We start from the raw sequence: 17,923 nt of genomic DNA, 5'->3' as shown, positions 1-17,923 counted from the left end.
ACGGATCGTTCCGCCAATGGCCGCTATGTATAAGGGATGAACCGTTACCGTCGACAATTGATTTAGCCAATCGACCTGCAGGAGAACTCAGATTGTGATCTCGAGACCTCTCAGTGGTTGCGTGAGCGGATACCGGTGCGGCGTAATAGACGCCGACATCCGATCTGCCTGCCGAGAACCCCTTAGATGACAGATGCCACCCTGCAAGGCAGCCGAATCAGTCTGCGCCCGCTGCAATACACCGATGCCGATGCACTGGTGCACGCCGCCGCGGACGGTGAACTGTGGAATCTCACCGTCACGATTGTGCCCTCCTCCACCACCGTCGATGCCTACCTGAAAAAAGCCCTTGATGGCCGTGATGCGGGTACGGTGATGCCCTTCGTCATTGTGCTGAAGGACACCGGCGAGGTCATCGGTTCGACACGTCTGTGGAAAATCGACCGTATCAACCGCAAGCTGGAAATTGGCAGCAGCTGGATCTCGGCTCGCTGGCAAAAAACCTTCGTCAATACCGAAGCCAAGTACCTGCTGCTTCGCCATGCTTTCGAAGTACTGGATTGCGTGCGGGTGCAGTTCACCACCGACGAAAATAATCAGGCATCGCGCAAAGCGATCCTGCGGCTCGGTGCGCAGCAGGAAGGCATCGTACGCCACGAACGCATCATGCCCGACGGGCGCAAGCGTAATTCGGTGCGGTTCAGCATCATTGACGAGGAGTGGCCACAGGTACGTCAGGACCTGGAGCAGAAACTGGCTGATCGCGATCGTCGCTAAACCGCCGAACGACTGTGGGAGCGAGCCTGCTCGCGAAAGCGGTGAGCCAGCCAACAACACTGTTGAGTGAAAGATTGCTTTCGCGAGCAGGCTCGCTCCCACACGGTTTTCGATAAAACATGGATGGGTGATCGACTTTGCCGAAATCACAGCCAATCGTCACCTAACCGGCCAACACCCTGCCCTTCACATCAAAATCAGGTAACCGCTGGTTTTCAGGAGAGGCACTTTGATGAACCTCAAAATCACTTCGCTCATGCTTGCAGGATTACTGTCTGTGACCTCGCAGGCCTCCTTCGCTGCACCCGGCGATGATGCGGGGGCAGCAGCCACCAAATCCGGCACTACCAGCCGTCCAGTCATGCCCCCTGATAACATGCCCGCCTCCCCCTCTGGCGGTAACGCCGGGGACGGCGGAGCAACCCGATCATCAAGTAGCACATCGGGTAGCGCCAACGGCTCTGGCTTTGGCTCAGGATCGGGCGCAGGTGGCGGCACCGGTCCGGCAGGCGGTGGAACCGGTGGTGCCGGCGGCGGGACAGGCAGCCGATGGTGAGTCCTCGTCGCCTGCCTCCATTGCCTGACGGTTACATCTGCTTGACCGGCGGCGGGTTCCACTTGCCGTTCAACGCCTCGGCCTTCGGCCCATACAGGCGCATGGTCAGGTTGAACGGCCCTTTGGGTGCCGGCAGCCAATTGCTCTCCAGTGCCTTGCCGGGGCTTTCGTTCTGGAAATAAATGTCCAGCGAACCATCGGCGTTGTTCTTGAACGGCATCCAGCTACTGACTGCAAAACGGTTGAGCTCATTGCCGACCTGGAAGCCTTCGGGGTCGTACAACGTGACCGACCAGAACGCGTTCACCGGCGGTGTCTGCCCCTTGGGAAAATGCAGCACATATTTGTTTGCACCATCGAGGGCCTTGCCATTTTCATCGCCGATGTTCAACGGATAGATCGCATCCTCGGGCAAGTTGGCGCCCAGCCCCACCTGGGCAACGATTGCGCGCTTGAGGTAGTAGTTGCCGTAGACGCCCATGGTGTCGGTATTCATTGACCAACCGTTGACCACCCGCGCCAGCGTTTCCACCTTCCACTTCATCAGGGCCTGCGCCTCTTCAGGCACGGATTGCAGTGCGGTTTTGATTTCCGGGTCCAGCGCATCCATGTCGAACGCCTTGCCGGGCTCGATGCCGATCCGTTTGATCTGCGCCAGCATCGGTTGGTCGGTGCTGTGGGCCGGATGCACGTTGAGCAATTGCGCGGCGTAGGCGAAGTAGTTGGCCGCGGACATCGTGTCGACCTGAATTTTTGGCGGCGTCTTCATGTCCACGGCAGGGTCGATCTTGACGCTCACTGGCTCAGGACTTTTGCCCAGCATCGACAATGGCGTCACGGTATAACCGGCCTGGATCTTGTGCACCGCCGCGTAGTCCGCCGCGCCGTCGGTTTTGGTCCGGCCGATGACCCAGACATAAGGCGTAGGAGCCGGCAGATGATCCAGCCCGGCAGGCACCGTACCGGTCCACCCCGGTGGCGTTACCAGAAACTGCGCGGCTTCAGTGCCCGTGGTGCGCCAGCCCGGCGAGGCAAACACGTCGCTCCACATGTCGAGCATCGGCAGCAAATAAAAGCGCCCGGCAGTGTCCGGCGCGGCGATCACCAGCGGTTCCTTGGTCAAGTCAAGCCAGGCGATGGAATACAAGGTGTCGAAATTGGAACGCACCACGCCTTTGAAATCCGCCGGCGGGTACTGCGGCACGCTGACAAACATGTTCATCGGCCCCTTGCCGAACTCTTTGCCCGGCTCGATGTTGGTGAACTGCTTGCGGGTGATGTCCATGGTCAGCAGCGGATAGAAATACACGTAGGCTTCGACACCGATGGCGTGAGCTTCTTCTGGTGTGACTTTCGATTGCGCGTGACTGACCAGCGGAAAGATAGCGGAGGCTGCAAGGCTAAGTGCAACGGCTGTCAATGCTCGGGTTATCAACATGTTGGCGATCGTCCGTGCGGTTGGAAGACCTGCCGGATTCGACAGGGCTAACGGAACTCTAGACGATCAATTGAGCAAGTTCTGACAGGCGGACGGCCGGCTCGACAAGGTGTTTCTCAGGTGAAACAACAGGGCAAGCGCTTCAACGATCCGACCGCATCAGCGCCGGGGCACCGCCCTCCATCGACAACACCGCCAAGCGATTTCGCCCCGAATGCTTGGCCTGATACAACGCCGCATCCGCACGCTGGATGAACACATCCATGCTGTCGCGCCCCGTCGGAATGAACGAATAACAGCCAAGGCTGACCGTGATGTACCCCGTGGGCGCGCCGGTGTGGCTGATGCTCTTGTCCATGACGCTACGGCGGATGTGTTCGGCGATGGCCATGGCGCCATGCAGGTCGGTGTCGGGCAGCAACACCGCAAACTCTTCCCCGCCGTAGCGCACCGCCAGGTCGGCCTTTCGCTGACAGCAACCTTTCACCGCTCGTGCCACTTCGGCCAGACAGTGATCGCCCACCACATGGCCGTACGTGTCGTTGTAGCGCTTGAAGTAATCGATATCGAGCATGATCAGGCTCAGAGGACTTTGCTGGCGTGCGCCGCGTCCGAATTCGATCTCCAGTGCCCGCTCGAACAAACGGCGGTTGGCCAATCCGGTCAGGCTGTCATGGGTGGCGATCAGCTCCAGCGCTTGCTGGGCCTGACGCAAATCCGCCTCGACCCGCTCGCCGGCGCGCACCTGACGGATGAATACCCAACCAAACAAGCCCACGACGAACATGACCAGCGCGACGATGACACTGGAACGAAGCGCCGTGTCATACCATCCCGCCAGAATCGAATCCCTGGATGATGCCGCGGAGACGACCAGCGGGTAAGCCTCCAACTGCCGGTAGCCATACAAGCGGACGATGTTATCCACCACCGATGTAAACATCGCGTTGCCGGAAGGCGCCTGAGGCAAGAGTTTCTGGAAGATTTCGCCTTGGGCCAATGACGTGCCGATCTGCGACTCTACAAACGGTCGGCGTGCCAGCAGCGTTCCGTCGGTCAACGCCACGAACATCGAGCCGTTGTCATCGATACTGAAGCTTTTGAAGAACTGGTCGAAGTACGACATCTTGATCCCGGCCAGCAATACGCCCTGGAACTGGCCGTTTTTGTCGTTTACCCGCTTGGAAATCGGAATGATCCACTCGCCATTTTCCCGGCTACGTATGGCCGGGCCGATGTGCGCCACGGTCGACACATTCTGCTGATGAAACTTGAAGTATTCGCGATCGGCCACACCGCCCCCCCGGGGCAGATTCTCGAACGAGGTCACGACCCACTGGCCTTTCTGGTCGAACAGCAAGATGCCGTGTAACTGCTCCAGCGACTGCACGCGCCGGGCGAAGGTCTTTTGCAAACGGGGCCTCAAGGGCGGGCCAAAACCATCGACCTGAATCCAGTCCACCAGGCTGGTCAATACCAGATCCGCCTTCATGAAGGTGTCTTCGGCCTGCTGCGCCATGGCACGCGTCAGGTTTGACGAGGCGACCCGGGCCTGACTCAGGTCATGACGCCGTGATTGCTCCAGCTGAAGGTAAAGCAAGGCGCACAGGCACAAGCACACCGTGAAAATGAACAATACCGCGGCCTTGCGCAGCGGTATGCGCGTCAATGCGACGCCGGGAGAGTGGTGAATATCGTGCAAACGTGTGGGCAAAGAAGCTCGTCCTTTAAGGGCAACCATGGACACCGACCCAAAGCCCTTATTTTTTGTGCGCGCAGTCTACGAGGTTATCGGGGATAAATGGGAACCACCTATCAAGTGGCTCCGACCTGCATACCGCGTCGCTGGACTGTGCTGATCGTAAGACGATCACTGGGGCATATAAAAAAACGGGCGCTCCAAAGCGCCCGTTGCTATCTACCCATGTTGCCTGTCAGATAAACCCGTCCAACTCATCCAGCCCCACACGAGGCACCAGCTCCACAGGAATTCTGGAAACATCGGACAAGTTGTAGACTTGAAAATCCTTGTTCATGACGTACTTCGAAAGGATCTCGAACGACGGCAGGATTCTTGTTTGAAAATGCTCATCAAGCCGACAAGGAGAAACGACTCCCCCTGGCGTTTCATAGAAGCGGCTCGCTGACTGATTCAAGTCGACACCCACCAGAAATACCTTGGTAAACCCCAGGTGATAGGCCAGTTGTAAGGCCAGATAGGCCACCGTGCGAGCGTCGAAAAAACCGCGTTTGAGATTCTTGCTGAAACCCAATGTCCGGCTACGGCCACTGCCCAGCTTGCGGCTTCTGACCAAGTCTTTGTCAGTACGGAAAAAATCACCCCAGGAAAGCTTGGGCGCTCGACGCAGCAGATACAACTCGCCTTTGGGCTTTACCGATGTATGCCAGATGTGCTCTTCCCACAGCCCGACCCGCTCGCTAAGGCGCATGGCATCTGAAAACAATTCAGGTTGCTGCCGGGGAAAACCCTGGTCGGTACACACATAAAAAAACGGTTTGATACCTGTCCCGATGAACTTGGAAATCGCACCATTCATGGTGATCATCGGAACATTGGCAAACTTCTCCAGCGGAAAATCCCTGGCGGACGGCCCCGAAGCAATGATGAACACCGATCCTTTTTGAATGTTGCGGCACCCATCGAGGTCATTCACATGAAGTGGACCTGCGATACGTGACAAGTTTTTCTGCGCAACATCCATCTTCAATTTTCCTATCCATTTCGTCCGATCATTTGTGACCAATTTTTATTGTGATCGTTTTTAGCGGCAGGGCCAACCTTTTGACGTCAAAATCAAATAGTCACAACAAAGCGTAAAGGCCGCCGTAGAGCCTTTCCCTCATAAAAAATCGAAGCGCGGCCCTGGATTCATGAGAAAACCATGGGCACCTTCCACTGCTTACGGCTGGCTTTGTCCTGTCACCGCCATCGCGGTTTCCCCCCGCGGCAACTCCAGTGCCGGCAGCTTCGAAGGCAGGTTCAACTGCCGAAGTACCGGATCATCATAGCCATACACATCAGGCTTGAACGTCACCCGCCCCTCTTTACTCAGGTCAACCGTCCAGTAAGCCAACAGCACGGGCACCTTGACCGGAAGCCTGATGTTTTCGGTCCTGCCATTGGCCAACTGTTTTTGAATGCCCGCGCTGTTCCAGCGCGTCGGGTCATTAAACAACAGTTCGACCAGTTGCAGCGGATTCTCCACGCGGATGCATCCGGAACTGGTGGCGCGCACCGATTTGGCAAACAGCTCGCGATGCGGCGTGTCGTGCAGGTAAATCGCATAGTCGTTAGGGAAGCGAATAACCACCTGCCCTAACGAGTTTTCAGGCCCGGCATCCTGACGCAATGTGATGCCTCGCGCGTTGTACCAATCGACAGTCGACGGATCGAGCACGTTGCCTTGCCGGTCCAGGGCCCTGATCCGGTTGGCCGCCAGGTAGTCCGGGTTCTGCTGGATCTTGGGTAGCATGTCCTTGACCAGAATCGTCGGCGGCACGGTCCAGGTGGGGTTGAACGTGACATAGGTGATCTCGGACTGAAACACCGGTGTACTGCGAAACGGCTTGCCAACCTGTACCCGCGATCGCCAGATCGGCTGACCATCGCGGTACAGCGCAATCTTGTACCCGGCGATATCAACCACGACAAAGGTGCCCTGAAGTTTGTACAACAACCAGCGCGCCCGCTCCATGTTCACCCTGACCTGATCGATCCGCGCCTCGACAGGCACATTCAGCGCAGCCAGCGTCGCCGCCCCTGCCACGCCGTCCGCGCCCAGGTACTGCTCGACTTGATATTTCTTCACCGCCACGATGACTTTGTCGTCGTAATCGTTGCGCTTGCCCTTGTGCGACTCCAGATACCCGCCGGCCACCAGTCGGGCACGCAATTGCGCAACGGCCGCACCGTCCATGCCCGGCTTGAGCGATTGCCCCTCGGTGACTCTCGGCCAACCACCGGCATCCCGAACCTGCCGCAACTGCGCCAAGGCGTCGCGCATGCTGCGATACACCGCCTCTTGCGGTGGCGCTTGAGCGAAAGCACGGGCCACATCGTGATCATCAAGGGCGGTAAAGAAACTGGTCACATCCTCACGGGGGTCCACCCCTTCCGGATCGAAGTTCCAGTGAAAATCCAGTCGGGACGGGTCGACCTTGCCGCGTCGCAATTGCAACAGCGCAGTGATGTAGGTACGGGTCAACCCGATATCGTAAGCCGCTGATTGCGCCGGCGTCGGTGCGGCAGCCTGCATCGACAGTTGCGCCTCGGCCAATTCGCCGACCCGGTAATCCGCAGGGTTCAAGCCATCGATTTCAGTCTCATTCAGACTTTTGAGCAGCTGGGTAACATCGCGCCCATTCGTCCAGGCGGCGCGATAGTTGCGATGAGAATAAAAATCGAGCACCACACGATTGATGTCTGCACGCTGATGCTTGCGTGAGGTGAGCAACGGCGGGAACGCCGATTGCAGCGGTTCCAGTACCGCTTGGATCGCTTGGCCAACGACATCGTCGGGTGCTGCGCTCAACACACTGGATTCCGGAGATACCGGCACAATCGGCGACGTTTCACCGAACGCAGTGCCGCTGATCAGAAAGACCATAACAAAAGCACGGCTTATGACGAATAACCTTGTTAATTGCACCATGGATAATCCTTAATCTCCCGCAAATCAAAAAGCTAGCGTTCCACTCGCTGCTAGACTCGACATATTCCTGATGAGACATTTTTATGGCGCTACATCGCTTTGGCTTTCTACTCACAGCGCTGCTGTTGACGTCGGCCTTCACCTCCACAGCCTACGCCGAATCGCTTGAAGTCGCGCTGGCCAAAGCTGCTCCAAATGCCAATGCCAAGGTTATTGCCCTGGCGGTCCGTGCCACCCAATGCACCCGCGCCCAAGGCAAAGCCCCGGCACAGAGACTAGCAGTGATCGATTACTCCCTGCCCTCGACCGAACAACGGTTGTGGGTGTTCGACCTGAAAAAGCGCAAACTGCTGTTCCACGAACTGGTCGCCCATGGCCGCAACAGCGGCGAAAACATGGCCACCCAGTTCTCCAACCAGAACGAAAGCTACGCCACCAGTCTCGGGCTGTTCCGCACGCAGGAAAGCTATCGAGGCCAGAACGGCTACTCACTGCGCATGGAAGGCCTGGAACCGGGCTTCAACGATAACGCCTTTGATCGGGCAATCGTCATTCACGGCGCACCGTACGTCAGTCCGGTGCTGGCCCGCGCCAACGGGCGCATCGGCAGAAGCCTGGGTTGCCCGGCGGTCCGACCGGCAATTGCCCATCGACTGATTGATTCGATGAAGGATGGGCAACTGTTGTTTTCCTACTATCCGGATCAACGCTGGCTGAAGTCCTCCTCCTACATCAATTGCGGGAGCGGCACCGTGGCGTCGTCGGACAAGACCACCAAACGCCAGTAACCCACGCCCCACCTGTCAAAACTGTAATCCCCGCCTCAGCCTTCTGAAAGGCGCCGCCCGTTAGCCTCGTCGACACGTTCACCAGGCTGACGGGAAAAACGGCATGCACTCCAACACTTCAAGACGCACCTTCGTCAAGGGACTGGCTGCCGGCGGGCTGCTTGGCGGTCTCGGGCTGTGGCGCACGCCGGTCTGGGCGATCACCAGCCCCGGCGAACCACAGGTGCTGGCAGGAAGCGATTTCGAACTGTTCATCGGCGAAACAGCGGTCAATATCACCGGCAATCCGCGTACCGCCATGACCATCAACGGCAGCCTACCCGGCCCGCTCCTGCGCTGGCGTGAGGGTGATACGGTGACGTTGCGGGTAAAAAACCGGCTCAAGGACAGCACTTCCATTCACTGGCACGGCATCTTGCTGCCGGCCAACATGGATGGCGTGCCAGGGCTGAGCTTCAAAGGCATCGAACCGGGAGGCGTGTACGTCTATCAGTTCAAGGTCCGGCAAAACGGCACCTACTGGTACCACAGCCATTCAGGGCTTCAGGAGCAGGTCGGCGTGTACGGCCCGCTGGTGATCGATGCCAAGGACCCGGAGCCCTTCCAGTACGACCGCGATTACGTGGTGATGCTGACCGACTGGACCGATGAAGACCCGGCCAGCCTGATGAAGACCCTGAAAAAACAATCCGATTACTACAACTACAACAAGCGCACCGTGGGTGATTTCATCCACGACGTCAGTGAGAAAGGCTGGGGCTCGACCGTCGACGACCGCAAGATGTGGGCCGAGATGAAGATGAACCCCACCGATCTGGCCGACGTCAGCGGTGCTACGTACACCTTCTTGATGAACGGCCAGGCGCCTGACGCCAATTGGACGGGCGTATTCCGCCCCGGTGAGAAGCTGCGATTGCGCTTCATCAACGGTTCGGCGATGACTTACTTCGACGTGCGCATTCCGGGCCTGAAAATGACCGTGGTGGCCGCCGATGGCCTGCACGTCAAACCGGTGAGCGTCGACGAGTTTCGCATCGCCGTGGCTGAGACCTACGACGTGATCGTCGAGCCGACCCTCGAGACCTACACCCTCTTTGCCCAGTCAATGGACCGCACCGGCTACGCCCGTGGCAGCCTCGCGGTGAAGGCCGGTTTATCCGCGACAGTGCCTCCACTGGATCCGCGTCCACTGGTCACCATGGATGACATGGGCATGGGCGGGATGGATCACGGCAGCATGGCCGGCATGGACCACAGCGCCATGGCCATGCCCGGCATGCAAGCCCACCCCGAATCGGAAAACGACAACCCGTTGGTAGACATGCAAGCCATGTCCACCTCGCCCAAACTCGACGACCCCGGCCTTGGCCTGCGAAACAACGGGCGTCGGGTCCTGACCTATGCCGACCTGCGCAGCACCTTCGAAGACCCCGATGGCCGCGATCCCGGTCGCACCATCGAATTGCACCTCACCGGGCACATGGAGAAATTCGCCTGGTCGTTCAACGGCGTGAAGTTCTCTGACGCCGAACCCTTGCGCCTCAAGTACGGCGAGCGCGTCCGGGTGGTGCTGGTCAATGACACGATGATGACGCACCCCATTCACTTGCACGGCCTATGGAGCGACCTCGAAGACGAGAACGGCGACTTCATGGTGCGCAAACACACCATCGACATGCCGCCGGGGTCACGGCGCAGCTATCGGGTCACCGCCGATGCGCTCGGGCGCTGGGCCTATCACTGCCATCTCCTGTACCACATGGAAATGGGCATGTTCCGTGAAGTTCGCGTGGAAGAATGAGGCGCTACCCATGACCAGAATCACCGCTATTGCCTTGGCCCTCGTCACCCAGGGGCTGGCACTTCCTTCGGCATTGGCCGCTACCCACGACATGCAGGGCATGGACCATAGCCAGATGACCGGCATGGACCACAGCCAGATGCAGCCCATGGACGACGGCCAGATGCAGCCTGCTGCACCGACCGAAAGCCGTACCCCCATCCCGCCACTGACCGATACCGACCGCGCCGCCGTCTACGCCAGTCCCCACGGCCACTCCGTGCACGACAGCGTACTCAACACCTACTTCCTCGCCGACAAACTGGAATGGCAGGACGCCGATGACGGCAGCACCCTGGCCTGGGATCTATCGGGCTGGATCGGTGGCGACATCGATCGCCTGTGGCTGCGCTCCGAAGGCGAGCGCACCAACGGCAAGACCGACGACGCCGAAATCCAGGCACTCTGGGGCCATGCCATCTCGCCATGGTGGGACGTCGTCAGCGGCGTACGCCAGGACTTCAAACCCGGCGCCCCGCAAACCTGGGCCGCATTGGGCGTGCAGGGCATGGCGTTGTACAACTTCGAAGCCGAGGCCACGGCCTTCATCGGCGAGGGCGGCCAGACGGCTGCACGACTGGAGGGCGACTACGACATCTTGCTGACCAACCGATTGATCCTGCAGCCGACCGCCGAACTCAATTTCCATGGCAAAAACGATCCGCAACGGGGCATTGGCTCGGGGCTGTCCAACAGCGAAGCCGGCCTGCGCCTGCGCTATGAAATCCGCCGGGAATTCGCGCCGTACATCGGCGTGACCTGGAATCGCACTTACGGCAAAACCGCCGATTACGCCACCGACGAAGGCGAGGACCGCAGCGAAGCACGACTGGTTCTCGGCGTGCGGATGTGGTTCTGAATCCATTAATCCAATAACCCACCACCAACCGCTTGAAGCGGAAAGAGGCCTTGCATGCGCGCGTTCAGAATCACTGCTGTTGCCACCCTGTTTTCAACCGGCCTGCTGTTGAGCAGCCTCGCCCAGGCCCACCCAAAACTGCTCTCCTCCACACCTGCCGAAGGCGCTGAAGGCGCAGCGCCGAACCGCATCGAACTGCAATTCTCGGAGAACCTCGTGACCCAGTTTTCCGGGGCAAAACTGGTCATGACCGAAATGCCCGGCATGGCCCATTCGCCCATGCCCATGAAGGCCAAGGTCAGCGGCGGCAGCGACCCCAAAACCATGTTCATCACCCCAAGTTCGCCGCTGCCCGCCGGTACCTACAAAGTCGAATGGCGGGCGGTGTCTTCGGACACCCACCCGATTACCGGCAACGTTACGTTCAAAGTGAAATGATCGATGAGCGAACTGGCTAACATCATCCTGCGTTTTGCGCTGTACATGGATTTGATGCTGCTGTTCGGGGTGGCGCTCTTTGGGCTGTACAGCCTCAAAGGACAAGAACGGATAACAGGGACGGTGTTGCCGTTTCGCTCACTATTGATGGGAACCATTGCGTTCGGCGCAGTGCTGTCCGTCGCCGGCATAGTGTGGCTGGCGAGTGCCATGAGCGGTGAGTCGGACATCGCCGCACTGCGCCCGCACATTGAAATGATGGTGTTGGAAACGGATGTCGGCCTGGCCTGGACGGTTCGAATCATTGCGCTGGTTGTCGCTGCAATCGCAACGATGCTTAACCGACGCGCCCCCACCCTCAGCGTGTTGCTGGCAACTATCGCTGGCGGCATAGCCCTCGCCTCTCTGGCCTGGAGCGGCCATGGTGCAATGGATGAGGGTGTTTGGCATTTCACGGCGGACATTCTGCACCTGTTGGCGGGAGGCGCCTGGCTGGGGGCACTGGTCGCGTTTGCCTGGATGTCGCGGGGCGACGCGCTGCACACCGAAAATCACGTCCGCCTGCTGGCCCGTGCCGTGACCCGGTTTGAATCCGTTGGCGCAGTGATCGTGGTTGTCATTGCGGTGACCGGGGTAGTGAACTACCTCTACATCGCCGGGCCGAAAATCGAAGGGGTGTTGCTTGGCACTTACGGGATTTTGCTGTTCGCCAAAGTCGCGCTGTTTACCGGCATGCTGGTTCTCGCCGCGCTGAACCGCTTTCATTTGGGGCCGCTTCTGGCGCGCTCTTTGCGCAATGGGCAATATCGGGTGGCGGCAAATGCCTTACGGCGCAGCGTCGTGGTTGAGCTGGCAGCAGCGGCGTTGATCGTGGGATTGGTGGCTTGGCTCGGAACCTTGAGCCCGGAAACGGCAATGGGCGAGCTGTAGTGAATGCCCGTTTTTGCTAAAAGTTTCACTACACTGCCCGTTCAAAACCACTCCACTACAAAAGCCCGACAACAATGAAAACGATCAACAGCACCCTGATGTTCAGTAGCCTGCTCGCGCTATCGCTTGGCGCCCAGGCACAGGAAGGCCCATCGCACCTGGACAGCGTCATTCAACAAGGCCAACTGCGCGTCTGCACCACGGGCGACTACAAACCCTATACCTACAAAGCCGAGAACGGCGAATACTCAGGCATCGACATCGCCATGGCCCGCGCCCTGGCGGACAGCCTCGGCGCCAAGGTCGACTGGGTGCCCACCACCTGGAAAACCCTGATGCCCGACATGCTCGCCGGCAAATGCGACATCGGCATGGGCGGCATCTCCGTCACCCTCGAACGACAAAAAAAGGCCTTCTTCAGCACCACCCTCGACGTCGACGGCAAAATCCCGCTGGTGCGCTGTGAAGACCAAGCGAAATACCAGACCATTGAGCAGATCAACCAACCCACGGTGCGCCTGGTCGAACCGGCCGGCGGCACCAACGAAGCCTTCGTCCACGCCTTCCTGCCCAAGGCGCAACTGAAGCTGCACGACAACGTCACCATCTTTCAGGAGCTGCTGGATAAGAAGGCTGACGTGATGATCACTGACGCCTCGGAGGCGCTGTATCAGCAGAAGCTCAAACCGGGGCTGTGTGCGGTGAATCCGACACAATATATGCAGTACGGCGAGAAGGCTTACCTGCTGCCGCGTGATGACATGACCTGGAAGTTGTATGTGGATCAGTGGCTGCATCTGGCCAAGGTGACGGGGAATTATCAGAAGGTGTTGGGGCAGTGGATTGCGGTGCCTGAGGGTAAGTAACGAATAACCGCTTTTTCGGAAAAGACAGCTCACTCAAGTCATCTTCAAACAGCGAGAGCCTGTGGCGAGGGGATTCATCCCCGTTGGGCCGCGAAGCGGCCCCCTGCGTCTGTCGCCATAAATTAAAGTCTCAGACTTAAGTGAATAGCATTGTTACCTGGCGCCGCCCTTTTACGCTGGTATCAAATCAGTCGTCGTGCAATAGCCCCGAACTGTACTCACCAAAGCTATTGCCAAGCGCACTGCCATGGAAACTCATCTTGTCGGCGCTATGGGTTGGCCCCGGACCAAAGCCGCTGGACGGTACGCTTTCTGCGGAATAGCGATTTGTCGTGCTCACTCCCGAACAGGCGCTCAACAACAAAGCACCGGCGATTAGCGCGACTTTGGCGAGGTTTGAGATCATTTTCTGTGTCCTGTGGGGTGGAGGCGTGGCGGGATGGATTTGCGCCTTCATCCTAGGCTGCTGGGTGGGTGGGGATTGTGAAACTTGGCGGGGTGACAGCGTTGGTTCAGGTTTGCTGGTTTTATGAGCCACTCCGTCAGAAAGAGCACCGTCCTACACGACGCTGGGAAATATCCGTACACTTGCGCATTGCTGTGCCTTTGTCATGAGCCCTATAGTCCGGACGCGCCCAAAATGGCGTATCGGGTTTGGCGACTCGATGCCTTGGTACAGGAGCCTCCGAGTTATCTCGGAGCGTTTCTGAACGTACTTGGCTGCCTTTTTTTGGTGGCTGTGCGTGGGAGACCTTAAGGTCTGCCGGTTTTACCATGGCCCGGTTCGCCAACCCGCGTACAGCTACCACCCGATTGTTTGGCGACGATTGAGTGGTAGGTCCTTTCTACTACATGGTGATCACTCATGAACGAATACATGGCTTTAACCAGCAACGCCGACGACCTTCCCTCGCTGTTCGTCAACACCACACAACCCCTGCACTCACTGCTCAGCACTGCCAGCTACAGAATTCGAGCTCTGACGCAGATCCTTGAAAACCTCGCGATGCGGGGCGACATCACTACCGACTCAGTAATTCTCAGCGACTTTGCGTTGCTCTGTTGCGTGCCGCTGCGTGATGGTTGTGATGTGCTGGATGTCATTGCGCGACGCATGGATGCTGAGTCGTCGTGATGTGAAAAGGGGCGTCCAGCTTGGGCGCCCATTTGGCTTCACGGAGGCCACTCACCATGAATACTCATCGTTGAGGGTTTCGATGGCCAAAGCCAAAAAACAGAAGAAAATCCGCAGAAAGACCATCCACAAAAAACTAACATTCATGGATGTTCAGCAGGCAGCGCATGATGGACAGAAGGTGTTTGATGCATTTGTGATCAAGGGCAAGATCGCCACTGCGCCCTGAACTGACGTACGGAAAACCATCCCCCCTCCCCGATTGCCGACCTCTTCCCGTTACCTCTTCATCGTGCCGATGATGGATTGGACCGACCTACCACCGCGGATCAATAAATAAGGACCTAAAAGACTACAATAAAACCCCCGTACCAGTTTCGTACCAGTAATATTCGCGTTTTATCAAATTCCGCTCGCCCCCCCTAATCCTCTGTAGCAAATTTTAAGCAACCCTTTTCGGCACCAATCATGAGCACTGTCGCTAACGTCAAAAACCCTTAGCCCCTTGGCGCCCATCCTCCGTACTCACTCGATCCATGAACTTTACATGGTGCTACGCTCTCCACTTCACAGAGGAATAGTGATGCCCAACTCAGACTAGGTCCCTTCCCTGCTTTTCAAGATCAACGAAAACCAACTCGTACTCGAAGCCGCCGAGCACGGAAAAAGGTCTATCACAATGAAACCGCTTTGGAAGCGGCCGTCATGGAGCTATCTCCATTGGCTGAGCGGAAAAACGCTGGATTGGCGAAACGCAGGTCACATAAATCAAGGCCTAGCTCGTATAGGACGGTGGTATCTGATCTAGCAGGTGAAGTACAACCTCTGCTCGATCAAGAACATTAGCCGTAAGGACCTTCACACTATCTTGCACATCTATTTGCTGCTGGCTGCTAGCATGCCGCAGAACGCAGTGGCTACGATTCAGTGCGCGAACCGCTGTGATATGTAAATTGAACGAACTGAAGCCACTCCCGCCGCGCAGAGCGCAGATCAATCGTATGCGCGCCATTAAACCGACCTTCCGCCAGGGCATCTCTGACAAGCAATTTCACGAAAGCAAAGCTTCGAACTCCTCAATCGAATTAGCTTACGGTAGGAGTTCAAGTACGTGGCGCAACCACGTATAGTGCTCTTGGCCGTCGGCTTTGGCAGTGTCCCCTTTAGGCGTGCCGCTGAACAACCATTTTTTGAGAACGACGAAGGGCTTGGCTTCAGCTGTTAATGTCCAATCAACCAGAAGAGGCTTGGAGTATGTTTTATTTAACACCAAACTAATCGCACTTTGAAGGTATTAACCTATAAAATGCGGTTATCCATAGTCTACTCACCGCTATCACTAAGTAGTGATCAGCGTTCTGGGAGAGCTATAGCTCCAATGACTATAATCGACTACTAAGAGCTGCTAACTTGTCGCCATACAATGCATCCATTAGAAGCCCTCACATAACTTATGTCATCATGGTAAGCCCGAATGTACTTAAGCTATAAAGTCGCAGTTGTGATTCCTAGTTTCAAGGTAAGAAACCACGTCTTAGGAGTAATTGAAGCGATCGGGCCAGAAATTAGTCTAATTTACGTAATTGACGATTGCTGCCCGGATGGAACAGGTGACTTCGTAGAAAGCAACTGCAATGATGAGCGCCTTCGAGTAATCCGTCATGTTGAAAATCAAGGCGTTGGTGGTGCCGTAATGACGGGATACCAAGCAGCTATCGATGAAGACGCGGACATCATCGTGAAAGTGGATGGTGATGGCCAAATGGATCCGAGACTGATCCCTAGTCTTATTTCTCCAATTATTGATGGTAGAGCTGATTACACTAAGGGAAATCGCTTCTTTGATCTCGAAGAAATCCGCGCAATGCCAAATTTACGTTTATTCGGCAATGCAGCTCTATCCTTTATGACCAAGCTATCATCCGGATATTGGAACTTATTCGACCCAACAAATGGATTCACCGCTATTCACCGAGAGGTAGCGAAAAGCCTGCCGTTTAAAAAAATAAGCCACCGCTATTTTTTCGAAACCGACATGTTATTTCGACTAAACACACTCCGCGCGGTAGTAGCGGACATTCCGATGCATGCGAAATACGGGGAAGAGATTAGCAATCTTAGAGTATCTAAAATCATTGGCGAGTTCTTTGCTAAGCATACTCGAAATTTTGTCAAACGGATATTTTACAATTATTATTTGAGAGACATGTCCCTTGCTTCCATTGAGCTTCCACTTGGTTTGAGCTTCTTTTTTTTCGGGCTCACATTTGGTAGTTATCAATGGATAAACTCTGCCAGCACAGGCTTGCCTTCATCTGCTGGCACTGTAATGCTTTCCGCTTTACCCATTATAATTGGACTACAGCTTACACTGGCCTTTTTGGGGTATGACATAAACTCCGTCCCAAACAACCCCCTGCAAAAACTTAGAAGCCCCCTTATCCAAGATAAAAATAACGGAGCACAGAATGCACAAAGAAGATAAAGCCTGGATTGATTTCAGGGAAAAATTCTCTGAACTTTATGATGATTCAAATTATTCGAGCCCACTCCAGTCTTTAGTCATGCGCGCAAGCCACAAGCTTACCGAGAAAGCATACAACGATGAATCGAACTTTAGTAAAGTCTTAGAAATTGGCGCTGGTACTGGTGAACACGTCAACTTTGTACAACACAACTTTGAAGAATACACCCTCACCGACCTAGACCATAAAACACTGGACATTGCAAAGTCTAAACTTGAAAAAAATCACAGAGGAAAGTTTAAATTTGAAATCCAAGAAGGTAGCCAGCTAAAATATGAAGACAACACTTTCGATAGACTAATAGCAACTCATGTCCTAGAACACATCTACCAACCACACCTGGTATTAAAGGAGTGGGTCAGAGTAGTGAAGGACGGAGGTGTTCTTTCAATACTGATCCCAACAGATCCTGGGCTTGCTTGGCGGCTCGGTAGACACTTTGGACCACGAAGATATGCAATTTCTCAAGGAATTGCATATGACTACATCATGGCAAGAGAGCATGTAAACTCATGCCATAATCTTATTGCAATTCTGAGACACTACTTTCCCGATGCAAAGGAGTCTTGGTGGCCACTCCCCATTCCATCAATTGACCTTAACTTATTCTTTTCCTTTCATGCCATTGTTAACAAAAAAGAGTTTGTATAATGGTTGCGTACATGGTGGCTTTCTTCTGCGTTTTGGGTTTGGCCATTGGGCAGTTGCTATTTAAACTTAGCTCAACATCGCTTGCTTTAACCGGGACTCTACTATCAGTAAAATCTGCCCTACCACTCCTTACTGCCATGATTATTTATGGCGTCACCTCTGTAGCATGGGTTTGGGTTTTGCAGAAGATCGAGCTTGGTCGCGTATACCCAATTATGGCATTAGCCTTCGTTTTTGTGCCCCTCGGTAGTCATTTTATTTTTGGTGAGCGCTTCCAGGCACAATATTTCATTGGTTTAATCATGATTGTTGCGGGCATCATAATCACCATTAAAAGCTAAGCCACTAGCCTTCAAACAAACACTTATAATTAATAGTGACCCCCCCTCAAAATAAAAATCATAATGATAATACTCACCACACTATTTTCCACAAGCATTTCACTCG

General features: G+C 55.8%; 18 protein-coding genes and 1 pseudogene. 13 read left to right on the top strand and 6 right to left on the bottom strand.

Annotation, left to right across the window (positions count from 1 at the left end; genetic code table 11):
- Window positions 1–186: 186 nt before the first annotated feature.
- Window positions 187–777: a GNAT family N-acetyltransferase gene (locus tag ACSFE6_RS14795; protein ID WP_435428305.1), complete on the top strand. Its 591-nt coding sequence runs from the start codon at window positions 187–189 to the stop codon at window positions 775–777.
- 229 nt (window positions 778–1,006) lie between these two features.
- Window positions 1,007–1,333, top strand: coding sequence for a hypothetical protein (locus ACSFE6_RS14790; RefSeq protein ID WP_435428304.1), 327 nt, complete (start codon window positions 1,007–1,009; stop codon window positions 1,331–1,333).
- A gap of 31 nt (window positions 1,334–1,364) precedes the next feature.
- On the opposite strand, the gene ACSFE6_RS14785 is transcribed toward ACSFE6_RS14790, so the two are convergent.
- From ACSFE6_RS14785 to ACSFE6_RS14770, 4 genes are all read right to left on the bottom strand, one after another.
- The gene (locus ACSFE6_RS14785; RefSeq protein ID WP_435428303.1) at window positions 1,365–2,771 is read right to left on the bottom strand and encodes a DUF1254 domain-containing protein; all 1,407 of its coding nucleotides are present in this window, start codon (window positions 2,769–2,771) and stop codon (window positions 1,365–1,367) included.
- A 142-nt stretch (window positions 2,772–2,913) separates the two neighbouring features.
- A complete protein-coding gene (locus tag ACSFE6_RS14780) occupies window positions 2,914–4,485 on the bottom strand; it encodes a sensor domain-containing diguanylate cyclase (protein WP_435428302.1) in 1,572 nt (523 codons plus the stop codon).
- 220 nt (window positions 4,486–4,705) lie between these two features.
- Window positions 4,706–5,494: a 6-hydroxymethylpterin diphosphokinase MptE-like protein gene (locus tag ACSFE6_RS14775; RefSeq protein ID WP_435428301.1), complete on the bottom strand. Its 789-nt coding sequence runs from the start codon at window positions 5,492–5,494 to the stop codon at window positions 4,706–4,708.
- Between the two features lie 198 nt (window positions 5,495–5,692).
- Window positions 5,693–7,444, bottom strand: coding sequence for a L,D-transpeptidase family protein (locus ACSFE6_RS14770; protein ID WP_435428300.1), 1,752 nt, complete (start codon window positions 7,442–7,444; stop codon window positions 5,693–5,695).
- A gap of 83 nt (window positions 7,445–7,527) precedes the next feature.
- Here ACSFE6_RS14770 and ACSFE6_RS14765 point away from each other — a divergent pair, with 83 nt between their 5' ends.
- From ACSFE6_RS14765 to ACSFE6_RS14740, 6 genes are all read left to right on the top strand, one after another.
- Entirely contained in the window at window positions 7,528–8,232 is a 705-nt protein-coding gene (locus tag ACSFE6_RS14765) for a murein L,D-transpeptidase catalytic domain family protein (RefSeq protein ID WP_435428299.1), read from the top strand.
- 103 nt (window positions 8,233–8,335) lie between these two features.
- On the top strand, window positions 8,336–10,033 hold the full coding sequence (locus ACSFE6_RS14760) for a copper resistance system multicopper oxidase (protein WP_435428298.1): 1,698 nt from the start codon (window positions 8,336–8,338) through the stop codon (window positions 10,031–10,033).
- A 10-nt stretch (window positions 10,034–10,043) separates the two neighbouring features.
- Window positions 10,044–10,931, top strand: coding sequence for a copper resistance protein B (locus ACSFE6_RS14755; RefSeq protein WP_435428297.1), 888 nt, complete (start codon window positions 10,044–10,046; stop codon window positions 10,929–10,931).
- Between the two features lie 54 nt (window positions 10,932–10,985).
- Window positions 10,986–11,369 (top strand): copper homeostasis periplasmic binding protein CopC, encoded by a 384-nt coding sequence (copC, locus tag ACSFE6_RS14750; RefSeq protein WP_435428296.1) that lies wholly within the window; start codon window positions 10,986–10,988, stop codon window positions 11,367–11,369.
- Window positions 11,370–11,372: 3 nt separating this feature from the next.
- On the top strand, window positions 11,373–12,299 hold the full coding sequence (copD, locus tag ACSFE6_RS14745; RefSeq protein ID WP_435428295.1) for a copper homeostasis membrane protein CopD: 927 nt from the start codon (window positions 11,373–11,375) through the stop codon (window positions 12,297–12,299).
- Window positions 12,300–12,373: 74 nt separating this feature from the next.
- A complete protein-coding gene (locus ACSFE6_RS14740; RefSeq protein WP_435428294.1) occupies window positions 12,374–13,165 on the top strand; it encodes a transporter substrate-binding domain-containing protein in 792 nt (263 codons plus the stop codon).
- Window positions 13,166–13,352: 187 nt separating this feature from the next.
- Here ACSFE6_RS14740 and ACSFE6_RS14735 read toward each other — a convergent pair whose 3' ends face one another.
- Entirely contained in the window at window positions 13,353–13,571 is a 219-nt protein-coding gene (locus tag ACSFE6_RS14735) for a hypothetical protein (protein WP_435428293.1), read from the bottom strand.
- Between the two features lie 459 nt (window positions 13,572–14,030).
- Here ACSFE6_RS14735 and ACSFE6_RS14730 point away from each other — a divergent pair, with 459 nt between their 5' ends.
- Complete coding sequence (locus tag ACSFE6_RS14730; protein ID WP_435428292.1) at window positions 14,031–14,300, top strand: short-chain dehydrogenase; 270 nt, start codon at window positions 14,031–14,033, stop codon at window positions 14,298–14,300.
- 82 nt (window positions 14,301–14,382) lie between these two features.
- Window positions 14,383–14,529: a hypothetical protein gene (locus ACSFE6_RS14725; RefSeq protein WP_435428291.1), complete on the top strand. Its 147-nt coding sequence runs from the start codon at window positions 14,383–14,385 to the stop codon at window positions 14,527–14,529.
- Window positions 14,530–15,351: 822 nt separating this feature from the next.
- Here the strand turns inward: ACSFE6_RS14725 and ACSFE6_RS14720 are convergent.
- Window positions 15,352–15,543: pseudogene (locus ACSFE6_RS14720) on the bottom strand (transposase domain-containing protein); the annotation flags it as partial.
- Window positions 15,544–15,774: 231 nt separating this feature from the next.
- Here ACSFE6_RS14720 and ACSFE6_RS14715 point away from each other — a divergent pair.
- The 3 genes from ACSFE6_RS14715 to ACSFE6_RS14705 are packed head-to-tail and all read left to right on the top strand — an operon-like array spanning window position 15,775 to window position 17,817.
- Window positions 15,775–16,785: a glycosyltransferase family 2 protein gene (locus tag ACSFE6_RS14715; RefSeq protein WP_435428290.1), complete on the top strand. Its 1,011-nt coding sequence runs from the start codon at window positions 15,775–15,777 to the stop codon at window positions 16,783–16,785.
- Window positions 16,769–17,476 carry a class I SAM-dependent methyltransferase gene (locus tag ACSFE6_RS14710; protein WP_435428289.1) on the top strand — a complete coding sequence of 236 codons (708 nt, stop codon included), beginning with the start codon at window positions 16,769–16,771 and terminating at the stop codon, window positions 17,474–17,476. The genes ACSFE6_RS14715 and ACSFE6_RS14710 overlap by 17 nt, the downstream gene beginning before the upstream one ends.
- Window positions 17,476–17,817 (top strand): 4-amino-4-deoxy-L-arabinose-phospho-UDP flippase, encoded by a 342-nt coding sequence (locus ACSFE6_RS14705; protein WP_435428288.1) that lies wholly within the window; start codon window positions 17,476–17,478, stop codon window positions 17,815–17,817. Before ACSFE6_RS14710 ends, ACSFE6_RS14705 begins: the two co-directional genes overlap by 1 nt.
- Window positions 17,818–17,923 lie beyond the last annotated feature (106 nt).

Source organism: Pseudomonas baetica, assembly GCF_051216495.1.
GTDB lineage: Bacteria > Pseudomonadota > Gammaproteobacteria > Pseudomonadales > Pseudomonadaceae > Aquipseudomonas > Aquipseudomonas baetica_B.
The sequence above is the reverse complement of the archived record's forward strand: the minus strand, read 5'-3'. Positions and strand labels throughout refer to the sequence as shown.